The organism is Citrobacter sp. Cb004 (genome assembly GCF_030337065.1).
Classification (GTDB): Bacteria; Pseudomonadota; Gammaproteobacteria; order Enterobacterales; family Enterobacteriaceae; genus Citrobacter; species Citrobacter braakii.
Window position 1 is genome coordinate 1 of sequence record NZ_JAOWCH010000063.1, and the last position, 19,720, is coordinate 19,720.

Sequence of the window (19,720 nt, forward strand, 5' to 3'; positions counted from 1 at the left end):
AAGCGCCAGTCGACAAACGCCATGCTGATACCGTCCGTTCTGTCCACCGTCAGCGCCTCACTGGAAAAGTGCTGCTCCACACGCGCAATCGCTGCCGCCGGCTCTGCCAGCGTGCTGTTGATTTCCCCACTCGCCGGATAGGCCACCATCCGGTCACGGACCAGTTCACCCAGCGACTGTCCTTTCAGACTCAGCAGTTCCGCCACCAGCAGCCACGGGATCATTCCGCTGTCGCAGTAAGCAAAATCACGGAAATAGTGATGCGCGCTCATTTCACCGCCATAAATGGCATCTTCATGGCGCATCCGCTCTTTGATAAACGCGTGCCCGGTTTTTGACATCACCGGTTTACCGCCTGCCGCCGTCACCACGTCCACGGTATTCCAGGACAGGCGCGGGTCGTGGATAATTTTCGCCCCCGGATTCTTCTCCAGAAACGCTTCTGCCAGCAGGCCGACAATGTAGTAGCCCTCAATGAACTGACCTTTTTCATCGAACAGGAAGCAGCGGTCAAAATCACCGTCGAAGGCAATCCCCATATCCGCACCGTGTTCAATCACCGCATTGCGCGTGTCGGCCCGGCATTCCGGCAGCAGAGGATTGGGGATACCGTTGGGGAAGTTGCCATCCGGCGTATTGTGAATTTTGATGAACTCGACCGGCACCCCCAGCGCCTTAAAACGGGCTTCAATGACGTCAACCACTGGACCTGCCGCACCGTTGCCGGAGTTGAGCACCAGCTTCATCGGTTTCAGGCTGCCGGGATTGATGTAACCCAGCAGGTGGTCGATGTAGGCATCGCGGGTAGTAATACGCTGATAGTGGCCACGTTTTGTCGCATCAACCGCCGGGAAGTCGTTGGCTTCCGCCAGGCGCTGCACGTCGCGCAGACCGGTATCACCGCTGATGGGCCGCGCCCCTTCCCGCACCAGCTTCATGCCGTTGTAATCCATCGGATTATGGCTGGCGGTCACTTCAATACCGCCGTCAATGCCAAGGTGGAAGGTGGCGAAGTAAATCTCTTCGGTGCCCGACATGCCAATATCCAGCACATTCACCCCCGCATCCTGCAGCCCTTTCGCCAGCGCCAGCTTTAGCGTCTCGCTGGTCAGACGCACATCGCCGCCCAGAACAATAGATTTAGGCTTCAGGAACTCGCCGTAAGCGCGGCCAATGCGCCACGCAATCTCTTCATTCAGCTCTTCGCCCAGCCTGCCGCGAATATCGTAGGCTTTGAAACAGGTTAATTTCGTCATGATTTCCCCTTCTTCAGGCAACAGTTAGCCCTCTCCTGACTGGAGATATTTTTCACAAAATGACTAGCCGTTAGTTTTTAGGCCGGATAAGGTGTTCACGCCGCCATCCGGCAACGATGATGTTGTGTTACGCGCGCCCGTAGCGATCCGCAAACCGCACCACATCATCCTCATCGAGGTAAGATCCGGAGCGCACTTCAATCAGATCGAGCGGGATTTTCCCGGGGTTCTCCAGACAATGGGTCGCCCCCAGCGGAATATAGACAGACTCGTTTTCAGCAAGCAGTTTGATATCATCATTGATTGTCACCTTCGCGGTACCGGCAACCACAACCCAGTGTTCAGCCCGGTGATGATGCATCTGCACAGACAATCCCTCACCAGGCTTGACGGTAATTCGCTTCACCTGGTAACGCTCTCCGGCATCAATTGAGTCGTACTTGCCCCACGGACGATAAACTTCGCGGTGAATATGATGCTCATGACGCCCGTCAGCCTTAATTTTCTCTACCACTTTTTTGACGTCCTGCACCGCGTTGCGATCGGCTATCAGCACCGCGTCTTTGGTCTGCACCACCACCAGATCTTTCACCCCGACGGTCGTCACCAGGCCGGATTCGGCATACACGTAACTGTTTTCCGTTTTGTGGCTTATGACATCGCCGTGATGCACATTGCCTTCAGCGGTATGGGCACTGATTTCCCACAGCGATGACCAGGAGCCAACATCGCTCCAGCCTGCGTTCATTGGCATCACCACCGCATCGGCTGTACGTTCCATTACCGCATAGTCCACAGACTCTTCCGGGCAGGCGAGAAACGCCTGTTCATCAACGCGGATAAAATCGAGATCGGGGTCGACCGTACTCATGGCGTTCTCACAGGCTTCAAGAATGTCGGGACGATACTTTTTCAGTTCTTCCAGGTAACGTCCGGCCCGGAACAAGAACATGCCGCTGTTCCAGTAGTAGTCGCCGCTCGTCACGTAAGCCTGCGCGGTTTCCAGATTAGGCTTTTCAACAAACTGTGCCACTTCAAAAGCCACGGCGTCGGTATTCGTCGGCGAGACCTCCCCCCGGCGGATATAGCCATAGCCGGTTTCCGGCTGGTCCGGCACGATACCGAACGTCACCAGCTTACCCGCTCCGGCATAGGGCATCGCATTGCGAACCGCCTCGCGGAATGCCTCTTCGTCGGCAATCATGTGATCGGCCGCCAAGACCAGCAGCAGCGGATCCTCACCCGGACTTTGACGTTTTGCCGCCAGCGCGGCCAGCGCTATCGCCGGTGCCGTGTTACGCCCGGCAGGTTCGAGAATGATGTTCTCAGTCAGCTTGTGCAGTTGTCGTAACTGTTCCGCTACGATAAAACGGTGTTGTTCATTACAGATAACCACCGGGCTTTCGCACTCCACGCCATTCAGACGGCAAATCGTCGTCTGCAGCATGGTGAGATCGCCTTTCAGGCACAGGAACTGCTTTGGGTACAGCACGCGGGACAGTGGCCATAAACGGCTACCCGAGCCACCGGCCATCACCACCGGAAAGAGTTTGCTTTGACTCATCATGTACCCCGTATATCTGCAAGAAATTGACTCAGCACGTTTTCTTTATCCAGCGTGCGTTCGGCATAATCACGTGCCACCGTGTTTACTTTTGGCATCATCAATGCCCGTTTAATACCGCAAACCAGCGCGTTTACCGACTCCGGCTCCACGCACACCGCAATGCCAGGGTGAGCGTCACAAAGCTGACCCAGCTCGGTTTCAGGTTCGGCAGTAATAACTGCGTTACCACCAACAGCGAGGATATTGGTCAATTTGGAGGGCAGTACGGCATCAGCCGCACCACGCTTTTGCACGACCAGATGACAATCCGCAATCTTGAGCAACGCTGGCAGCGCGTCATATGATTGCAGCGGAAAGAACATCACGTTATTCAGGCCGCGTTCGCAGGCCATGCTCTCCAGCCGCGCTTTACCACCGCCCTGCCCGACAATCACAAACAGCCAGGGGTATTCGCTCAACTCGACCGCTGCGTCTATCACGCTCTCCAGCCCCTGCTTTTCACCGATATTGCCTGAGTAAAGAACGATCTTTTGATCGGCAGGCAATCCCAGTTGCCGAGACAACGCCTGGGCATCGGCGTCGCTCACATCACGAAAGCGCGTCACTTCTGACCAGTTCGGAAAGAAAATAACCTTGTGCGGCGCAACGCCTTTTTCCATGGCGCTGTGCATCATGGAACGGGAAATCGTCGAAATATGGTCCATATTCAACAGCCCACTGCGCTCAAAGGCGCTGGCCAGTTTTGCCACCATACCGCGCGTGCCTTTGCCCGCCATTCCTAGCCCCAACATGGCATCGACTTCGTAATCCTGAACGTGCAATAGCGTACGTGCGCCACAAAGCTTTGCCAGCAGGCGCATGCCTGGCGTGCAAAACAGCGTCGGCACTACGCCGATAATGCGATCCGGCTTCCAGCGACGTTGCGCCAGTAGCGGGAAAAAACTGCTCAGGGCGAAACTGCCCAAATGCAGCAGGCGCTTGAGCGTTGAGGGTTGCTCAGGCACATACAGCGGACAACGCCAGACGAGGGCGTCGCCCTCTTCGCGACGGTAGCGCCAGGATGAATAACTGCCGTTTACCTTCCACTGGGGATAATAAGGCGGCGCGGTGATCACCCGAACGTCATGCCCCTGCTGCGCCATCCACTCCACCATTTCACCGGTGTATTTGCCGATACCGGTCAACTCAGGCGAATAGTTGATGCCATACACGAGGATCTTCATAGCCCGGGTACTCCGGCTTGACTTGTTTTACAGAAGTAAGCCCGACTGTTGTCGTGTACGTGGTCACTGGCCAGAATCTGTGTAGACGCCATCCATCGGTACGCATCATGTTGGACATTGGGCAGTTGCAAGTCGTTTTCCGACACCCGCAGACGAAATCCCTGCACGATGTAATGCGTTGAGAAATCATCCCCAGAAAAGTTGTCGTCATAGAAGTGCTGCCAGACACCGTAAAACTCCGCAGCGGACAGCGGTAAACGTAACCCCAGCTCCGTTTCGGTAAGCCGCTCAAAGGCCACGTGCAGCGGTTCATCTTTTTGCACCCGACCGCCGGGCACAAACCAGTAACCCTGCGCCGGACGATTGAGACGCTTACCGAGCAGAAATTCACCGTGGGTGTTTTCCACGATCAAATCGATGGAAATCAGCGGAGTTGAACGTACTACGGTGGCAAAATCCTCATGACGTAAAAACATGCTCACCCCCGGTAGCGCTGCTGGTTTTCAAGGAACCACTGCCAGGTACTCGCAAGCCCCGCTTCCAGTGATATCTCGTGATACCAGCCCAACTGATGCAGGCGCGTAACATCGAGCAATTTGCGCGGCGTTCCATCCGGTTTGCTGGCGTCGAACACCACGCGCCCCTTGTAACCCACGACCTGCGCGATGGTTTGCGCCAGTTCGCGGATGGTGCAGTCCACGCCGGTGCCCACGTTGATATGCGACAGCATCGGCTGGGTATATTCCTGCAAGACTTCCTGAGCCAGCTCCATCACGTGGATACTGGCCGCTGCCATATCGTCAACATGCAGAAATTCACGCATTGGCGTCCCGCTTCCCCACACCACCACATCCGGCGTATTGTGCTCTCGAGCGTCATGAAAGCGGCGCAGCAGCGCCGGGATCACATGCGAATTACTCGGGTGGAAGTTGTCATGCGGCCCATACAGATTGGTCGGCATCACCGAGCGATAATCGCGGCCATACTGGCGGTTATACGATTCGCACAGCTTGATCCCAGCAATTTTGGCAATCGCATACGGCTCATTGGTCGGTTCCAGCTGCCCCTGCAACAGCTCGCTTTCGGCTATTGGCTGGGTGGCTTGCTTTGGATAAATACAGGATGATCCGAGGAACAGCAGTTTATTCACGTTATGTAAATGCGCAGCATGAATAATGTTGCTCTCAATCATCATATTTTCATAAATAAAATCAGCAGGATAAGTATTATTCGCCACGATCCCGCCAACTTTAGCCGCTGCCAGATAAATCTGGTCAATACGTTCAGTGGCAAAGAACGCCTGCACCGCACTGGCGTCCAGCAGGTTAAGTTGGTCGCGGGTACGCAACACCAGCTCGACATTATCTCGCTGCGACAATTGTCTGACGATGGCGGACCCCACCATCCCGCGATGGCCCGCCACAAAAATACGTTGTGTCTTCATCCTCAGTACTCCAGCGCGATGGCTACCTCGTAACCGTGCGACTTCAGCAGGGAATGCTTCTTCGCTGCTTCAAGATCGTTGGCAACCATTTCCGAGATCATCTGGCGCAACGTGATTTCCGGCTTCCAGCCCAGTTTTTCATGTGCTTTGGCCGGATCGCCCAGCAGCGTTTCCACCTCTGCCGGACGGAAATAGCGCGGATCGACGGCAATCATGACATCCCCAGGTTTCACACCCGGCGCGTCGTGTCCGGTTACGGAAACCACAATGCCTTTCTCATTCACGCCCTCGCCTTCAAAGCGCAATTTAATCCCCAACTGAGCGGCGGCCATTTCCACAAACTGGCGCACGGAATACTGCACGCCGGTGGCAATCACGAAATCTTCCGGCTTGTCCTGCTGCAGCATCATCCACTGCATCCTGACGTAATCTTTGGCATGCCCCCAGTCACGCAGCGAATCCATATTGCCCAGGTACAGGCAAGACTCCAGCCCCTGCGCGATGTTGGCGATCGCACGCGTAATTTTGCGCGTGACAAAGGTTTCGCCGCGGCGCGGAGATTCGTGGTTAAACAGAATACCGTTACAGGCATACATACCGTAAGATTCGCGGTAGTTGACGGTTATCCAGTAGGCGTACAGCTTAGCAACGGCATACGGCGAGCGCGGGTAGAACGGCGTGCTCTCTTTCTGCGGGATTTCCTGTACCAGACCGTACAGTTCAGAGGTGGAAGCCTGATAAAAACGGGTCTTCTTTTCCAGCCCGAGGAAGCGGATAGCTTCCAGCAAACGCAAGGTGCCGATAGCATCGACATCCGCGGTGTATTCCGGTGAATCAAACGACACCGCGACATGACTCATGGCGCCGAGGTTATAGACCTCATCCGGTTGCACTTCCTGTAAAATACGGGTCAGGTTGGATGAGTCCGTCAAATCGCCATAGTGCAGATGGAATTTGGGATTGCCCGAATGCGGATCCTGATAGATGTGGTCCACACGTTCGGTGTTGAATGATGAAGCGCGGCGCTTAATACCGTGTACTTCATACCCTTTTTCCAGCAGGAACTCTGCCAGGTAAGAACCATCCTGCCCGGTTACGCCAGTGATGAGAGCGACTTTTGACATGTTATTACCTCTTAAATGATCCCCTCAGGGAGTAACTTTCTCGACGCGTTCGCGTGTAACTATTGCGGGATTTCCCCGACAAACGACATTGGCTGGCAGCGATTTAAATACACTGCTGCGTGCTCCGACGACGGTGCCATCGCCAATCGTCACGCCAGGCGCGACAAAGACATCTGTCGCCAGCCAGCATTTATCACCAACTACAATTGGTGTGGCGTTAATATCAAAATGTTGACTGGCATAATCATGACTCCCGGTGCATAAATAACTTTTTTGCGAAATAACCGCGTGCGCACCAATCGTAATATCACCCAGCGTATATAAAACCGCGTCATCACCCACCCAGGAATAATCTCCTAGGGTTAATTTCCACGGATAAGTAATTTTTACTGAAGGTCGAATAACTACGTTTTTTCCTATTTTTGCGCCAAACATTCGCAATAAAAACGCACGCCAGCGATACATTACCTGTGGGGACCAGCGAAATAATGTGGCTTGCACTGCCCACCATAATTGCACTTTAATGGCACCGCCGCCGCGAAAACCTCCCGGCACGTTGAAGCCGCTTAAATCCTGCATAATGTACCCTTACGCTTTTCCATATAAGGTTTTTGTTTTACCGGTTGTGCGCAGACGTAAATATTCTGACAACCCGGTCCAAAACCCTGGCATGTGTAATATCTGGCGCTGTACCTTTTTTGCATCCCGGCACAATTCCAGATTATTCGTCGTTGACACCCCACCCATGGAAAACTCTGACACCAGCCCGCTCAGCTTTTTAAACGCGTAACCTGACTTGTATAATTTGGCTGCCAGCGCGTAATCAGACGATATCTTATATTGCAAATCATAGCGCCAGACATTCAGTCCAGAGAGAGGAAAGAAGATTGCCTGATGGCTGGCGGGAAGGCTGTGATAAATATACCAACCCGGCTTGGCCCGCCGCTTAATTTTGTTACCATTACCGAAATCTAGCAACGCATCGCCAATGACCATCGCTTTATCGCTCTGCGTTTTTAGCTGGCGGATAAAATGAGCCGCATCTGCATGCAGAATATCCCCGGAGTTGAGGAACAGCGCAAACCGCCCGCGCGCCATAGCGATACCTTTGTTCATTGCATCATAGATGCCCTTATCCGGCTCGCTGACAAACCGTAACCGGTGCTCTCCACTGAGCCCTTCAAGAAAGGCCGAGGTACCGTCAGAGGAGCCGCCATCAACAACAATCCACTCAAAACTGATATCACCCGCCTGCGCCAGATGAGCTAACGACGCGTGAGTTTTGACGATCCCTTCCAGATTACGAAAGGCGACGGTAATAATACTGAGCAGCATGCGTTCTACCTCGCTATATTCAGCGCCTTGCGCAAAATAAACGGACATACAATTAAAAATGCGTATTCCGGACTAAATACTGAACCTGTAAAAAACAGCGACAGCGGCGTAAAAAGATAAAGCTGCACCCGATAATTCTGATTATCACCAAACGCATTGATCATCATCTTCATGACTTTCCCCATGTACCACAGGGCTAATATCACCGCGAACCATGAGAAATAAATAATCAGCAGATACAAGCCATTGTCTATCGTTTTACCAACATCTGCACCGTTAAAAATTCCGAATGACGCAACATATTCATAAAGTGAGCCGAATCTCACTACCCCATCAACGTTAAGTAACGAATAACCGACCATTACTAATGGTCCCACGATACGATAATACGATGATGAGCCTTCAGTTCCTAAATCTCCAAGCCGTGTCGCGATGTACGGAAACGCAAATATCACACCAACAACAAACACGCTTAATGAGATTATCGCCAGCGGCAACTTCTTTTTTATCGCATCTTTATTCAGATACTGGAACGCCCACTCCAGGAGGTAAAACAAAATAAATGTCATTACCCCTGAAAACGATCCTGATAATATTATCCCTGCCAGAATCATAGCATCGGACTTAGGCGTTTTGATACCAAACTGTTTGATACTGAGCCAAATTGAGATTAACGCCAGAGCGAAGAATGCCGGTTCGAAATAGAGTGCAGTGGTACGCTTCCCGCCAAACTTAATAAAGTTCAGAACATAGCTATTACTGTAAATAAGATATTTCGAAATAACTTCCATTAAACTGCTGCCGCCACTAAGAATTATCTGCGCCATTTCCACCGCAGCTAACCCCACCACCAGACCCACAACCAGCCAGAAAAAACGCAAGATCTTAATGTAGTTATACGGCGAAATGGTTTTGAAGCGAATACTCCACACCATACCGATAATCACCACGGTATAGACAAACAGCATTGCGGACGTCACGTACTTGCTGGCATCCAGTGATTGTCCGAACAGATAGTTAAACGCCGTCAGTCCGCCCCCCACGCCCAGCGCAATCATTAATTTTTTAATATTGATGCGCTCGACAAACAGCAACAGCAGAACGGGCAAGAACGTGACGATAGTTATCGGGAAGCTCTCGCCAAGCTGGGCGAGTTTGACGTTAACCAGCAGATAAAGCAGCGGTAGCACCAGATAGCTACAGATTCTGATAGAACGAGACATACTCCTCCAGCATCTGTTGCCCACTGTATGCCACCCGGCTGCGCTGGCTGAACGCGGCAAGCGACGTGTCAAATACCGCCTGCGCAATGTCTGATCTTTTCAGTTGCACCAGGTGCAAAACGTCCGCTTCGCTGAACGTTTTGCCGCCCGATTTCGCCAACACTTCCTGCGCGGCATCGCTGTGCGTAGCAATCACCGGTACGCCGATGGAAAGCGCTTCGCACAGAATCAGCGGGTAGTTATCAACGCGCGAGCTGAACACCAGCCCATCCATCTCGTTAAGCGCGCTCATCAACGTGCGCTTATCGCTCTCAAACCCGTGATTGATGACGTTATCCCCGACAAACGGAGAAAATTTGCCGAAGGTATGCAGCTCAATTTTGTCTCCGAGCGCAATCATCGCTCGCACCAGTTGCTGACTGGTTTTACCGTCATAGCGCAGGTCATGGGCCACTACGGCGATTTTCGGTCTGCCGCTTTCCTCATGCTTAGCGGGAAGTTCGGCAAGAATGGCTTCCGTTGCCACATCGATGCCATTGTTAATAATGCGGCAACGACCGGTGCCATACAGACTGTTGAATGCATCGGCCACATGCTGACTGGGCGAAATGAACTGGCAGCCCAGCGCCAGCATGGCGCGAAACATCTGCCGTTTACCAGGCAACTGTTGATGGGCTTTATCGATTTTTACCGGCGGATAGTTACTGAGCGTTGGACATTTCTGACAGCCCGTTTTCCAGCTTTCGCAACCATCGGTAAAGGCACAGCGCCCGGTCACGCTCCAGTGATCGTGCAGCGTCCAGACGAAGGTGATATCCGGTTTATGCGCCTTCACTTTTTGGCAAAAGGCGACCACCTCTTCCAGATTCAACCAGTAGCTGTGCAACACATGAAAATGCAGTACCAGCGGGCCGGAAGTGCGGGTAACCGGACGGTACAACTTGTCGAGATTGCCAAACATGTCGCGGTTCGCGAAACGAAACAGCGCAATATTCGCCGCCGACGTCAGACGTGGCGTATGTTTGATAACCTGTGGGTAATTCGCATGGCTGACGCTTTTCTTACCGCCTTTGCCATAGCCGTAGACAAAATGCGATGACAACCCTTTTTCCAGCGCCCTCAGATGCAAATCTAACGCCACGCCTGCCGCCCCGCCTTCTGCGAGCCGCACATTAAACTGTAATATCTTCATTTTATTACCTTCACCCGTGCCTTCTCGCCCACGACCAGCGTATTGTCCGGGATGCTATCCACTACGACGCTCCCGGCGCCAATCGTCACGTTATCGCCAATGGCAACGCCGCCAAGCAGAGTGACATTGGCCCCCAGCTCAACGCCGTTACCGATGACCGGACAGGACAGATCGTTGCCGCCAAGATTGCCGATGGTGACGCCGTGGCGCAGGGTGAAATCATCCCCCGCCACCACGTGTTTATTGATCACCACCCCATAGCCATGATGGATGGTGAAACGACGACCAATAGATGCAGCGGCCTGGATTTCATAGCCAAACACGCATTCAGTGATAAGGCGATACATCACCAGTACCGGCGCCGCCCACAGGTTGTTCAAGACATTTTTTTTACGCCAGACGGAGCAAAAATGGGCAATCCGATAGGCCACCACCATGCAGCAGGGTCGCAGACTCCAGCCGTTCGCGCGTAAATCTTCCAGCATACTTAGCGTCCTCGCAGTCCGTCGGCCAGGCGCTTACTATTGCGAACAGAAAGCAGCGTCAGCAACGTGCGCCAGTTCATCCGTTTATTGCGGATTTGGTAGAGGGTAAACAGCTGATATTTCTTGCTGGCCCGGTCAAATTTGCCTTTGTGCTTACGGTAGAACTGAAAGTAGCCGGAGAATTTATGCGGGGATGAGGTAATACGCATTTCACCGTGATTCACATGCAGGATCTGCGTTGCCTCTTTTACCTTCCACGGTTTGCCATACGCCACCACCATGCGCAGGAAAATGTCATAATCCTGCGCCGCTTTCAGCGTGGTATCGAACAGGCATGCTTTAAACCGCCAGGCCCAGGTAAACACCTGATTACCAATAATATTGCGCTTATAAAATTTACGGCGTGAATAAACGGCCTTCGGATAGAGCGGCAAACTGGTCGGCTGCGAATATACTTCGCCTTCACAGACATAGTCATTGGCATACAGAAACGCCCGCGTCACCAGATGATGGCGATAATTGAGAAATACGCTCAGGCGGTTCGGCGTCCATTCATCATCATCATCAATACCCGTAATATATTGCCCACTGGCCTGCATGATGGCCTGATTACGCACCGCACAGGCTCCGGAGTTAGTGGGATTACGCGTATACGACACACGCGGATCGTTGAGCTCTTCAACAAATTGCTGCAGTTGCTCATACGAGGAAGAGCAATCATCCACAATGATCATCTCCCAGTGAGGATAGTCCTGGCGCAGTACCGATTTAATCGCCCGGATGGCCAGTTGCTGACGGTTCCAGGTGGGCATATAAATTGAAATTAGCGGGTTGTCTGTCGTCATTTTCGTTTCCCAGATATCCCCGTCATACTTCGAGTTGCATCTGCGTTGGCTTTCCTGCAACTCGAAGTATGACGGGTATAAATATGTTTTTGTGGGCCGCTATCCGGCAATGTTCATAATCTATTTCGAATCCGAGGTGTACTCGTATTCGTAATAACCGTAATCCTGATACCCGCTGGCACGGCGGAAGATCGAGTTCAGGATCACCCCTTTCACCTGAATGCCGTTTTGCTCGAAGCGACTCAGGCTAGTTTCCACCTCTTTCAGCGTGTTGACCGCGTAACGCGCCACCATCAGCGTGGTTCCAACGTGACGCCCCACGATAGCCGCGTCGGTCACCGCCAGTATTGGCGGGGTATCGATCAGCACCAGGTCATAGTGCGAGCTGGCCCATGCAATCAGTTCGCCAAAGCGTTCACTCATCAGCAGTTCGGAGGGGTTGGGGGGAATTTGTCCGCGAGGGATCAGATCGAAATGTGGAATCGATGTCGGTTTCGCGCTGGATGAGATATCCCCCTTGCCGATGAGGATCTCAGACAGACCGTTAACGTTATTGGTCCCCAGCAGCTCGTGGGTATAACCTTTGCGCATGTCGCAGTCGATCAACAGCACGCGTTTGTTGGTCTGACTAACGACCGCCGCCAGGTTGGCGCAGACAAACGTTTTACCAATTGACGGGCTGACGCCGGTCAGCATCAAGACGTTGTTGCGCGCCTGCATCATGGCAAAGTGCAGGCTGGTACGCAGGCTGCGGACCGCTTCTATCGCAAGATCCGTCGGATTCCCCACTGCCAGCAACTGGCTTTGCTTGTAGCGTTTCACGCCTTTAATGGTTTGCACGTTATCGCGAGCTTTTTGCCATTCTGATAGTGGAATGCTGGCATACACGCTGATGCCATGCTCTTCCAGCGCCTGTGGGCTTTCAATGCCGCGATTAAACAGGGAACGCAGCAGTACGCCCACCACTGAAAGCATCAAACCAAGAATGATGCTGCCGAGAATAATCAGCGTCGTTTTCGGCTTCAGCACGCCTGGCTGGGCAATCGCGGGATCGACGATGCGTACATCTCCGACCGTACTGGCCTCGGTAATCTTCAGCTCCTGCTGCTTGTTCAGCAGTTGCATATAGACCTGCTGGCCGGACTCCACGTCACGCGTCAGGCGGACAATTTCCTGCTGCGTTTTCGGCATCGCCGTTACGCGCCCGTTCAGCTTGCTTTTCTCATCTTCCAGCGCCTGGCGTTTTTCCAGCAAGGTGCGGTACGCAGGGTGCGCTTTGGTGAACAGCTTGGAAATCTCCGCTTCTTTGAAGGTCAGCTCATTAAGCTGCGCATCAATATTCACCATGGAATCCAGCACCGCTTTGGCTTCCAGCGGCAAATCCACGGAGTCTTTGTCCTGACGAAAGGCATTCAGCTTGTTTTCGGCAACGTCCAGCCGGTTACGTACCTCGGGCAACTGCTTTGCCAGAAACGCCAGACTTTTGGCGGCCTCTTCAGATTTACGCTCCACGTTTTGTTGCAGGTAGTTGCGGGTAATACTGTCAAGGATCTGGCGGATTTGCTCGCGGTCTTCGCCGGTAAAGGTCAGGCTCAGTACGCCAGTGTCTTTGCCGGTTTCCGTCACCATCAGATTATTTTGCAGGGTGTTGATCATGCCCAGCGTGGAGAATTTGCTGACGGTAAATTGGCTCTCAGGGCTGGCATGGATCGCCTCGACCAGCATCGTCACGCCGTCATGTTTCAGCACCTGCCCAACCTGCCCCTGGGCGCTAAAACCTCCGTCACTCACCAGCTGATAACTTTTGTCATTCAGCACGCTTAGCGTGAAGGTCTGTTCATTCATTGCCTTTGGCAGCGTGAAAGTCGTCACGTTAACCGTTTCGTTCTGGCGCCCCATCAACCGATCCCAACCCGCGCCAAAAATGGGGAACGTATCTTTGGTAACCGCGATATCCAGGTTGAGATCGTCTACCGTTTTCCCCAATACCAGCCGTGACTGGATGAGCTGAATTTCCGCTTCAGAGGCCGGAGGTTTGTTCGACAACGCCGAGCCAATATCCTGCACCAGTGAATTTCCGGTATTTTGCTCAATTTGCACCAGCGCGTCCGCACTGTAGATGGGAGTGGCAAATAGCGTGTAGACCGCTGCGCATAATGCAAATGCCGCAGTAATACCAAGCACCCACCAGCGGGCTTCCACCACCGTTGCCACCAGACGACCAATATCGATTTCATCATTGCCCGTTACCGGCGCAGCAGACTGTTTTACTTTTTCTGTCATTGTTTTCCCTGCTCTGCGTTCAATGCCTGAGCCCATTGGCGTGCAGACCGTTCAAGTAATGCGTACACCGCGTCAAACGCATCGCGGCTTTTACGATACGGATCGGGAATTTCGCGCTCGCTGTCCCAGTGACCAAACAGCATCACTTTGCCGCGCATCTCCGGCACCATTTCACACAGGGCAGAGATATGGCGTTTTTCCATGGTCAGGATCAGGTCATACTCCCGGCACATTCGTCCCGAGATCTGCCGGGCACAATGATTCTCCAGTGACAGGTTGTGCGCCTGCGCCACGCTGATGGCGCACGGGTCCGCGCCTTTGCCTACCAACGCCCCAAGGCCGGCAGAAGAGACCGTCAACGCCGGGTGAAATTGCCTTAACAAGCGCTCTGCCGTCGGAGAGCGGCAAATGTTCCCCACACAGACAACTAAGATTTTGTTAAACATGACGATTACCAGTTGTGAAGGTCGCTGGCCGTGTCCGTCATATAGCGAACACCGCTAATAGTCGGCAGCAACTGATTGATCAAACGGTTCCAGCGAGCAACCGGCGCGGTAGTGACGTACACCACATCGTATGGCTGGAGTCGGAATGACGTCGCCATCACCAGCGATGTCGCATCGGACATATCAAGCTGATAGATATTGGCGATCTTGCCGTTGTTCCCGCCCTCGCCTTTCAATGGACGAATAACGAAAATGCCGCTGGCGTTGGAGGTGGTCAGGTCGATACCTTCCGCGTTGCCGAGTGCTTCGGTGAGCGTCATGCCGCTGAAGTCCATTTTGAGGGTGCTCTGTTTTTTCACTTCCCCCATTACGAAGACTTTCAAATCGTCATTACGCGGAACAAACAGGATGTCGCCAGGATAGAGCAGACGGTTCTGGCTCAGGTCGCCATTTTGCATTAGCGCTTGCAGTGAAATGCGTTGCTCCTGCCCTTTATGAGTCAGTACAACGTTGCGCCAGTCTGCCGCCTCGGTGAGACCGCCTGCGGCGTTAATGGCATCGAGAACGGTAAGCGGCACGTTGGTGATGGCCTGCTGGCCGGATTTGTTCACCTGCCCGGAGACATAGGCCTTCTGCGAACGGAAAGCGGCGATATTAACGTCCACCTGCGGGTCAGCAATGTACTTCGCTAAGCGCCCGGTAATATCACTACGAATTTCGGCCAACGTTTTCCCTGACACGCTAACTTTGCCGATGTAGGGGTAAAACATGGTGCCATCAGGCTGCACCCAGTTGCCGGCATCACTTGAGCTACGATACTGCCCGGCCGGCGTGGTGAGTTCAGGATGATCCCAGACGGTAACATTCAGGACATCGCCCGGGCCGACCCGGTACTGATACCCGGCAATCTCCTGGTCGAGAGACATATTAGGCTGCGCAACATTTGGTCGGGGACGTAATTGTTCGACCAGTCGTGGGGTGAGTGGATAAACATTCACCATGCGATCGATATCAAAATCAGCGTCCTGCTGTTTAATCACATCTTTGCCCATCGTAGACATATTGCTGCCCGGAAGCACGGTACAACCGTTTATCAAGATTACCGATACCAATACAGGCATCAATTTAAGTTTGGATTTCATCATTGATTATTTATCACTTTGGCAGAGTAATTATCACGTGCGATCTAAATAGCGACTTCGCCTGTACGCATTTACCTTGCCGTTAATTGAAAAGGAATTTAACTGGCATCTGTCCTAAAAAAAATGAATTCATCTGCGGTCTCTTGACAGAATAATTTAGGCTCGTCTCAGGCGACCAGACACGCTACCGCCCCTGGCTTATTAGCTACCAATGCACTGATTAATATAAATTTTATCTTCCCCTTTATTTTCATCACATTCACAGCGGGAACGCATCAGGAATAGCGCCGCTGGTTGATAAGGAAATATTTATCTTTTGATTATTACCGGAGGAATTGTTGCAGCTAAGCGAATATCAGGCAAGGTAACAAGTTACCGACAACTTGCTTTTAAGATTAATATTAAGCGTTGAATTTGTATATTTTTAGGATTTTATTGATATTGACAACATTAATATAAAAATATCCCACCTGCGATATTTCTTAAAGAGCTTTGGATAAATAATATTATTTCCTGTAGTTACATTAAGGCTAATATCCCGTACCTGGTTGTAATAGGCTACAGAGAAATCCCTCCTCGCCATTGCATTTTTCGCCAGTTTTACCCATGATCGAATTGTGACAATTGTCATACAACTATGGGTATAGCATTTACTATGGAATGGATTGCCGATCCGTCAATCTGGGCCGGACTCGTCACGCTAATCGTGATCGAACTTGTTCTTGGCATTGATAATCTTGTTTTTATTGCCATCCTCGCGGAGAAACTGCCTCCTGCCCAGCGGGATAAGGCGCGTATTACCGGGCTACTGCTGGCGATGGTCATGCGCTTGCTGCTGTTGGCATCAATATCATGGCTGGTAACGCTGACCACGCCGCTGTTCAGCATTCGCGGCCTGAGCTTCAGCGCGCGCGATCTGATCATGCTGTTCGGCGGTTTCTTCCTGCTGTTTAAAGCCACCATGGAGCTAAACGAACGGCTGGAAGGCAAAGACAGCGAGAACCCGACCCAGCGTAAAGGCGCTAAGTTCTGGGGCGTCGTCGCGCAAATAGTCGTGCTGGACGCTATCTTCTCCCTGGATTCCGTCATTACCGCCGTAGGGATGGTCGATCACCTGGCAGTAATGATGGCTGCGGTGATTATTGCCATCAGCCTGATGGTGCTTGCCAGCAAGTCGCTGACGCGCTTTGTCAACAGCCATCCCACTATCGTCATTCTGTGCCTGAGCTTCTTGCTGATGATTGGTTTCAGTCTGGTCGCCGATGGGTTTGGTTTCCATATTCCGAAAGGTTACCTGTACGCCGCCATCGGCTTCTCGGTCATGATAGAAGCATTGAACCAGTTAGCTATCTTTAACCGCCGTCGCTTCCTGTCAGCCAACCATACCCTGCGCCAGCGCACCGCCGAGGCGGTAATGCGACTGCTGAGCGGGCAAAAAGAAGACGCCGAACTGGATGCCGAAACCGCGGCAATGCTGGCAGACCATCATGAAGGACAAATTTTTGCCCCTCAGGAACGGCGGATGATTGAACGTGTGCTGAACCTTAATCAGCGTACGGTCAGCAGTATCATGACCTCGCGCCATGATATTGAACACATCGACCTCAATGCGCCGGAAACAGAAATCCGCGCTTTGCTGGAAAAAAACCAGCATACGCGTCTGGTGGTCACCGGCGAAGATGAGCAGGAAGACTTGCTGGGCGTGGTGCATGTCATCGACCTGCTGCAGCAATCTCTTCGCGGCGAGCCGCTCGACTTACGCGTCTTGATTCGCCAGCCGTTGGTGTTCCCGGAAACTCTGCCGCTGCTTCCGGCGCTTGAGCAGTTCCGTAACGCCCGGACGCACTTCGCTTTTGTGGCCGATGAATTTGGGTCAGTTGAAGGGATTGTAACGCTCAGTGACGTGATGGAAACCATCGCCGGTAACCTGCCAAATGAGGTAGAGGAGATTGACGCCCGCCATGACATTCAGAAAAACGCGGATGGTTCATGGACCGCAAACGGACACATGCCGCTGGAAGATCTGGTGCAGTACGTGCCTATCCCGTTAGATGATAAGCGTGAATATCACACCATTGCCGGACTGTTAATGGAGTATTTGCAGCGCATCCCGAAAACCGGGGAGGAAGTTCAGGTTGGCGACTATCGACTAAAAACCCTGCAGGTGGAAAATCATCGCGTGCAAAAAGTCCAACTGATACCGCTGCACAGTGAAGAAGAGATGGATTACGAAGTGTAAATCACGAGCCGGAGGCGGCATCAACCGCCATCCGGCAATATGAATCAGAGTTTATCCAGCAACTTTTTAACATCTTTACCGTTGCGGGAGTCTTTATTGCGATCGGCCCAATCGTTAAGGCGACGTTTCGCTTCATCCTGCAAATGCTTACGCAAAATCTGGTCGACTTGCAGACTGTAGTTTAGCGCCTGCCACTGACCGTAGACTCTGAGAGGAACCGGGGTAGCCTTCAGGAAGTTAATCAGCTTACTTTCGCCATCCCAGCCACCCAGCACGCGAATGTTAAACAGCGTGTCGCAATTCAGCTTCACCAGATCCAGCGTTCCCTTGCCGGTCAGCGCCAGCATCGCCGACTCACCCGCCATGTTATCCAGCGTAACCTCGCCGTTATCCAGCGTCATATCGGTTACAAAATGATCCAACCGGGTCACGTTATCCAGGTTTTGCTGAGCTTTAACATCCCCACCGCTACGTTCGACGGCCTGTTGTATCATCTGCTGGAAGTTCATTCCTTCCATTCGCGTATCGCTCATTTCGACATGGGCCTGCCCTTGCCAGCTATGACGAAACGCCTGGGCATCAATATCTGAGCCAGAGAAATCCCCTGCCAGTGACAGCTTACCGGTGAGGGCGATGGGGTAGTTGAAGGCTTTCAGAATAGTACCAATTTCTACGCCTTCCAGGCGCGGATGGAAGACCGCTCGCGGCTGTCCTTTTCTGGCATCCAGCATACCAGGAAGCGACACCAGCCCGCCGTCACTTTTCCCCTGCAACTGCGTAACGTTCAACAAGCCGAACTGGTTGTCAATTTTTGCCGAGACATTGTCAAACGCCATTTTCCGCCACAGCACTTTGTCAGCTTGCAACGCGATGTCTGCCGAAAATCCCTTCAGTCCCTGATACGAAACGGCATCAACCTGGGAAGCAATGACGGGGCGCGCCAGCGTTGACTGACTCTGACCTTGCTGAACCTCACCGTTCGTCGTCACAGCCTCACGTTGTACGAGCAGATTGTCCAGATTGAGCTGACCAAACTTCAGGTCGACGGCCCATTCTGGTTTATCCAACAATGTCACATGAACTTGCCCGGCGAGAGAGCTGTCGTTAGCGGTCAAATGAATCTGGCTAAACGCGAGCTGTTTTTTCTCTTCCAGCCACTGCGCCTGAAACTGTCCCTGGCCTTTGATCCCCTGCGCCGGTAGATCGGCCCCCTGCAATTGCCAGCTTAGCTGCTCAATATTCGCGGATAAGTTATGCGGATAGTCGGAGGCATCAACGCTGCCGTTGAAGGATAATGCGAGGTCACGCTGATCGCGGTTAACGCGCCCGGAGAAATCAAACGTGCCACGGTGCTGGTTATCCTGTTCCATGTCCAGACGAATATCGCGAACCGTGACCTGTTCATCGTCTTCATGCTGGAATACCAGAACGCTATCGGCAACACGCAGGCGGGCAATATCAAACGACCATCCTCTGTCTTCAGCCAGGTCGGGCAACGTATTGTCTTTTGGGGCAACGGGCGCATCTTTGCCGCGCACCGCTTCAGTTTGCGGGGTCAGTTGAATCACCGCGCCTTTGAGCATCACCTGCTTCACGCTGAGCTGGTGACTCAACAGCGGCCACAACGCGACGTCAAGACGCATATTGTCGGCACGAATCAGGGGTTCGCTGGCGCCTTCAGCCGTTAACACCATGCGCCCCGAGAGGATACTCAGTTGAGGCCATACGTGCCAACGCAGCGGGCCATCCAACTGCAGCTGATATCCGCTACGCGCAGCAACCTGCTTGACCATATATGCGCGGAAATCATTCGGATTAACCAACAGTACTAACGCAGAAAAACCGGCCACCAGCACGACCAGTAGAATCATCAGCGTCGTCAGAAATCGTCTCATGCTATCCCCAATGGACTGAAA

Annotated in this window: 17 protein-coding genes; 1 reads left to right on the forward strand and 16 read right to left on the reverse strand. The window is 52.7% G+C overall.

All coding sequences use genetic code 11. From position 1 onward, the window contains the following. The 15 genes from cpsG to OGV65_RS15035 all read right to left on the reverse strand — a co-directional run. A partial coding sequence (gene cpsG, locus OGV65_RS14965) for a phosphomannomutase CpsG (protein WP_286455120.1) occupies nt 1-1,256 on the reverse strand: 1,256 nt, incomplete at its 3' end. A gap of 127 nt (nt 1,257-1,383) precedes the next feature. Continuing rightward, nucleotides 1,384-2,820, reverse strand: a complete 1,437-nt coding sequence (cpsB, locus tag OGV65_RS14970) for a mannose-1-phosphate guanyltransferase (protein WP_286455128.1) — start codon at nt 2,818-2,820, stop codon at nt 1,384-1,386. Then, a complete protein-coding gene (gene wcaI / locus OGV65_RS14975) occupies nt 2,820-4,046 on the reverse strand; it encodes a colanic acid biosynthesis fucosyltransferase WcaI (protein ID WP_103766500.1) in 1,227 nt (408 codons plus the stop codon). Before wcaI ends, cpsB begins: the two co-directional genes overlap by 1 nt. After that, nucleotides 4,043-4,522, reverse strand: coding sequence for a GDP-mannose mannosyl hydrolase (locus OGV65_RS14980; protein WP_286455121.1), 480 nt, complete (start codon nt 4,520-4,522; stop codon nt 4,043-4,045). The genes wcaI and OGV65_RS14980 overlap by 4 nt, the downstream gene beginning before the upstream one ends. Before the next feature lie 2 nt (nt 4,523-4,524). Then, nucleotides 4,525-5,490 carry a GDP-L-fucose synthase gene (gene fcl / locus OGV65_RS14985; protein ID WP_153690221.1) on the reverse strand — a complete coding sequence of 322 codons (966 nt, stop codon included), beginning with the start codon at nt 5,488-5,490 and terminating at the stop codon, nt 4,525-4,527. A gap of 2 nt (nt 5,491-5,492) precedes the next feature. Further along, nucleotides 5,493-6,614: a GDP-mannose 4,6-dehydratase gene (gmd, locus tag OGV65_RS14990; protein WP_016156920.1), complete on the reverse strand. Its 1,122-nt coding sequence runs from the start codon at nt 6,612-6,614 to the stop codon at nt 5,493-5,495. 24 nt (nt 6,615-6,638) lie between these two features. Further along, nucleotides 6,639-7,193, reverse strand: a complete 555-nt coding sequence (wcaF, locus tag OGV65_RS14995; RefSeq protein ID WP_016153587.1) for a colanic acid biosynthesis acetyltransferase WcaF — start codon at nt 7,191-7,193, stop codon at nt 6,639-6,641. Between the two features lie 9 nt (nt 7,194-7,202). Continuing rightward, complete coding sequence (gene wcaE, locus OGV65_RS15000; RefSeq protein WP_019077134.1) at nt 7,203-7,949, reverse strand: colanic acid biosynthesis glycosyltransferase WcaE; 747 nt, start codon at nt 7,947-7,949, stop codon at nt 7,203-7,205. Nucleotides 7,950-7,954: 5 nt separating this feature from the next. Continuing rightward, nucleotides 7,955-9,172 carry a colanic acid polymerase WcaD gene (wcaD, locus tag OGV65_RS15005; RefSeq protein ID WP_200080112.1) on the reverse strand — a complete coding sequence of 406 codons (1,218 nt, stop codon included), beginning with the start codon at nt 9,170-9,172 and terminating at the stop codon, nt 7,955-7,957. Then, nucleotides 9,147-10,364 carry a colanic acid biosynthesis glycosyltransferase WcaC gene (gene wcaC / locus OGV65_RS15010; protein ID WP_286455122.1) on the reverse strand — a complete coding sequence of 406 codons (1,218 nt, stop codon included), beginning with the start codon at nt 10,362-10,364 and terminating at the stop codon, nt 9,147-9,149. Before wcaC ends, wcaD begins: the two co-directional genes overlap by 26 nt. Further along, a complete protein-coding gene (gene wcaB, locus OGV65_RS15015; protein WP_016156923.1) occupies nt 10,361-10,849 on the reverse strand; it encodes a colanic acid biosynthesis acetyltransferase WcaB in 489 nt (162 codons plus the stop codon). The genes wcaC and wcaB overlap by 4 nt, the downstream gene beginning before the upstream one ends. Nucleotides 10,850-10,851: 2 nt before the next feature. Next, nucleotides 10,852-11,694 (reverse strand): colanic acid biosynthesis glycosyltransferase WcaA, encoded by an 843-nt coding sequence (wcaA, locus tag OGV65_RS15020; RefSeq protein WP_016153592.1) that lies wholly within the window; start codon nt 11,692-11,694, stop codon nt 10,852-10,854. A 120-nt stretch (nt 11,695-11,814) separates the two neighbouring features. Continuing rightward, on the reverse strand, nt 11,815-13,977 hold the full coding sequence (gene wzc, locus OGV65_RS15025) for a tyrosine-protein kinase Wzc (RefSeq protein WP_046275965.1): 2,163 nt from the start codon (nt 13,975-13,977) through the stop codon (nt 11,815-11,817). Then, nucleotides 13,974-14,423: a low molecular weight protein-tyrosine-phosphatase Wzb gene (gene wzb, locus OGV65_RS15030; protein ID WP_016156925.1), complete on the reverse strand. Its 450-nt coding sequence runs from the start codon at nt 14,421-14,423 to the stop codon at nt 13,974-13,976. Before wzb ends, wzc begins: the two co-directional genes overlap by 4 nt. Before the next feature lie 5 nt (nt 14,424-14,428). Beyond that, entirely contained in the window at nt 14,429-15,568 is a 1,140-nt protein-coding gene (locus OGV65_RS15035) for a polysaccharide export protein (protein ID WP_029139591.1), read from the reverse strand. 652 nt (nt 15,569-16,220) lie between these two features. Here OGV65_RS15035 and OGV65_RS15040 point away from each other — a divergent pair. Further along, a complete protein-coding gene (locus OGV65_RS15040; protein WP_019077138.1) occupies nt 16,221-17,804 on the forward strand; it encodes a TerC family protein in 1,584 nt (527 codons plus the stop codon). A gap of 44 nt (nt 17,805-17,848) precedes the next feature. On the opposite strand, the gene asmA is transcribed toward OGV65_RS15040, so the two are convergent. Further along, nucleotides 17,849-19,699: an outer membrane assembly protein AsmA gene (asmA, locus tag OGV65_RS15045; protein ID WP_279265667.1), complete on the reverse strand. Its 1,851-nt coding sequence runs from the start codon at nt 19,697-19,699 to the stop codon at nt 17,849-17,851. Nucleotides 19,700-19,720: the final 21 nt, after the last annotated feature.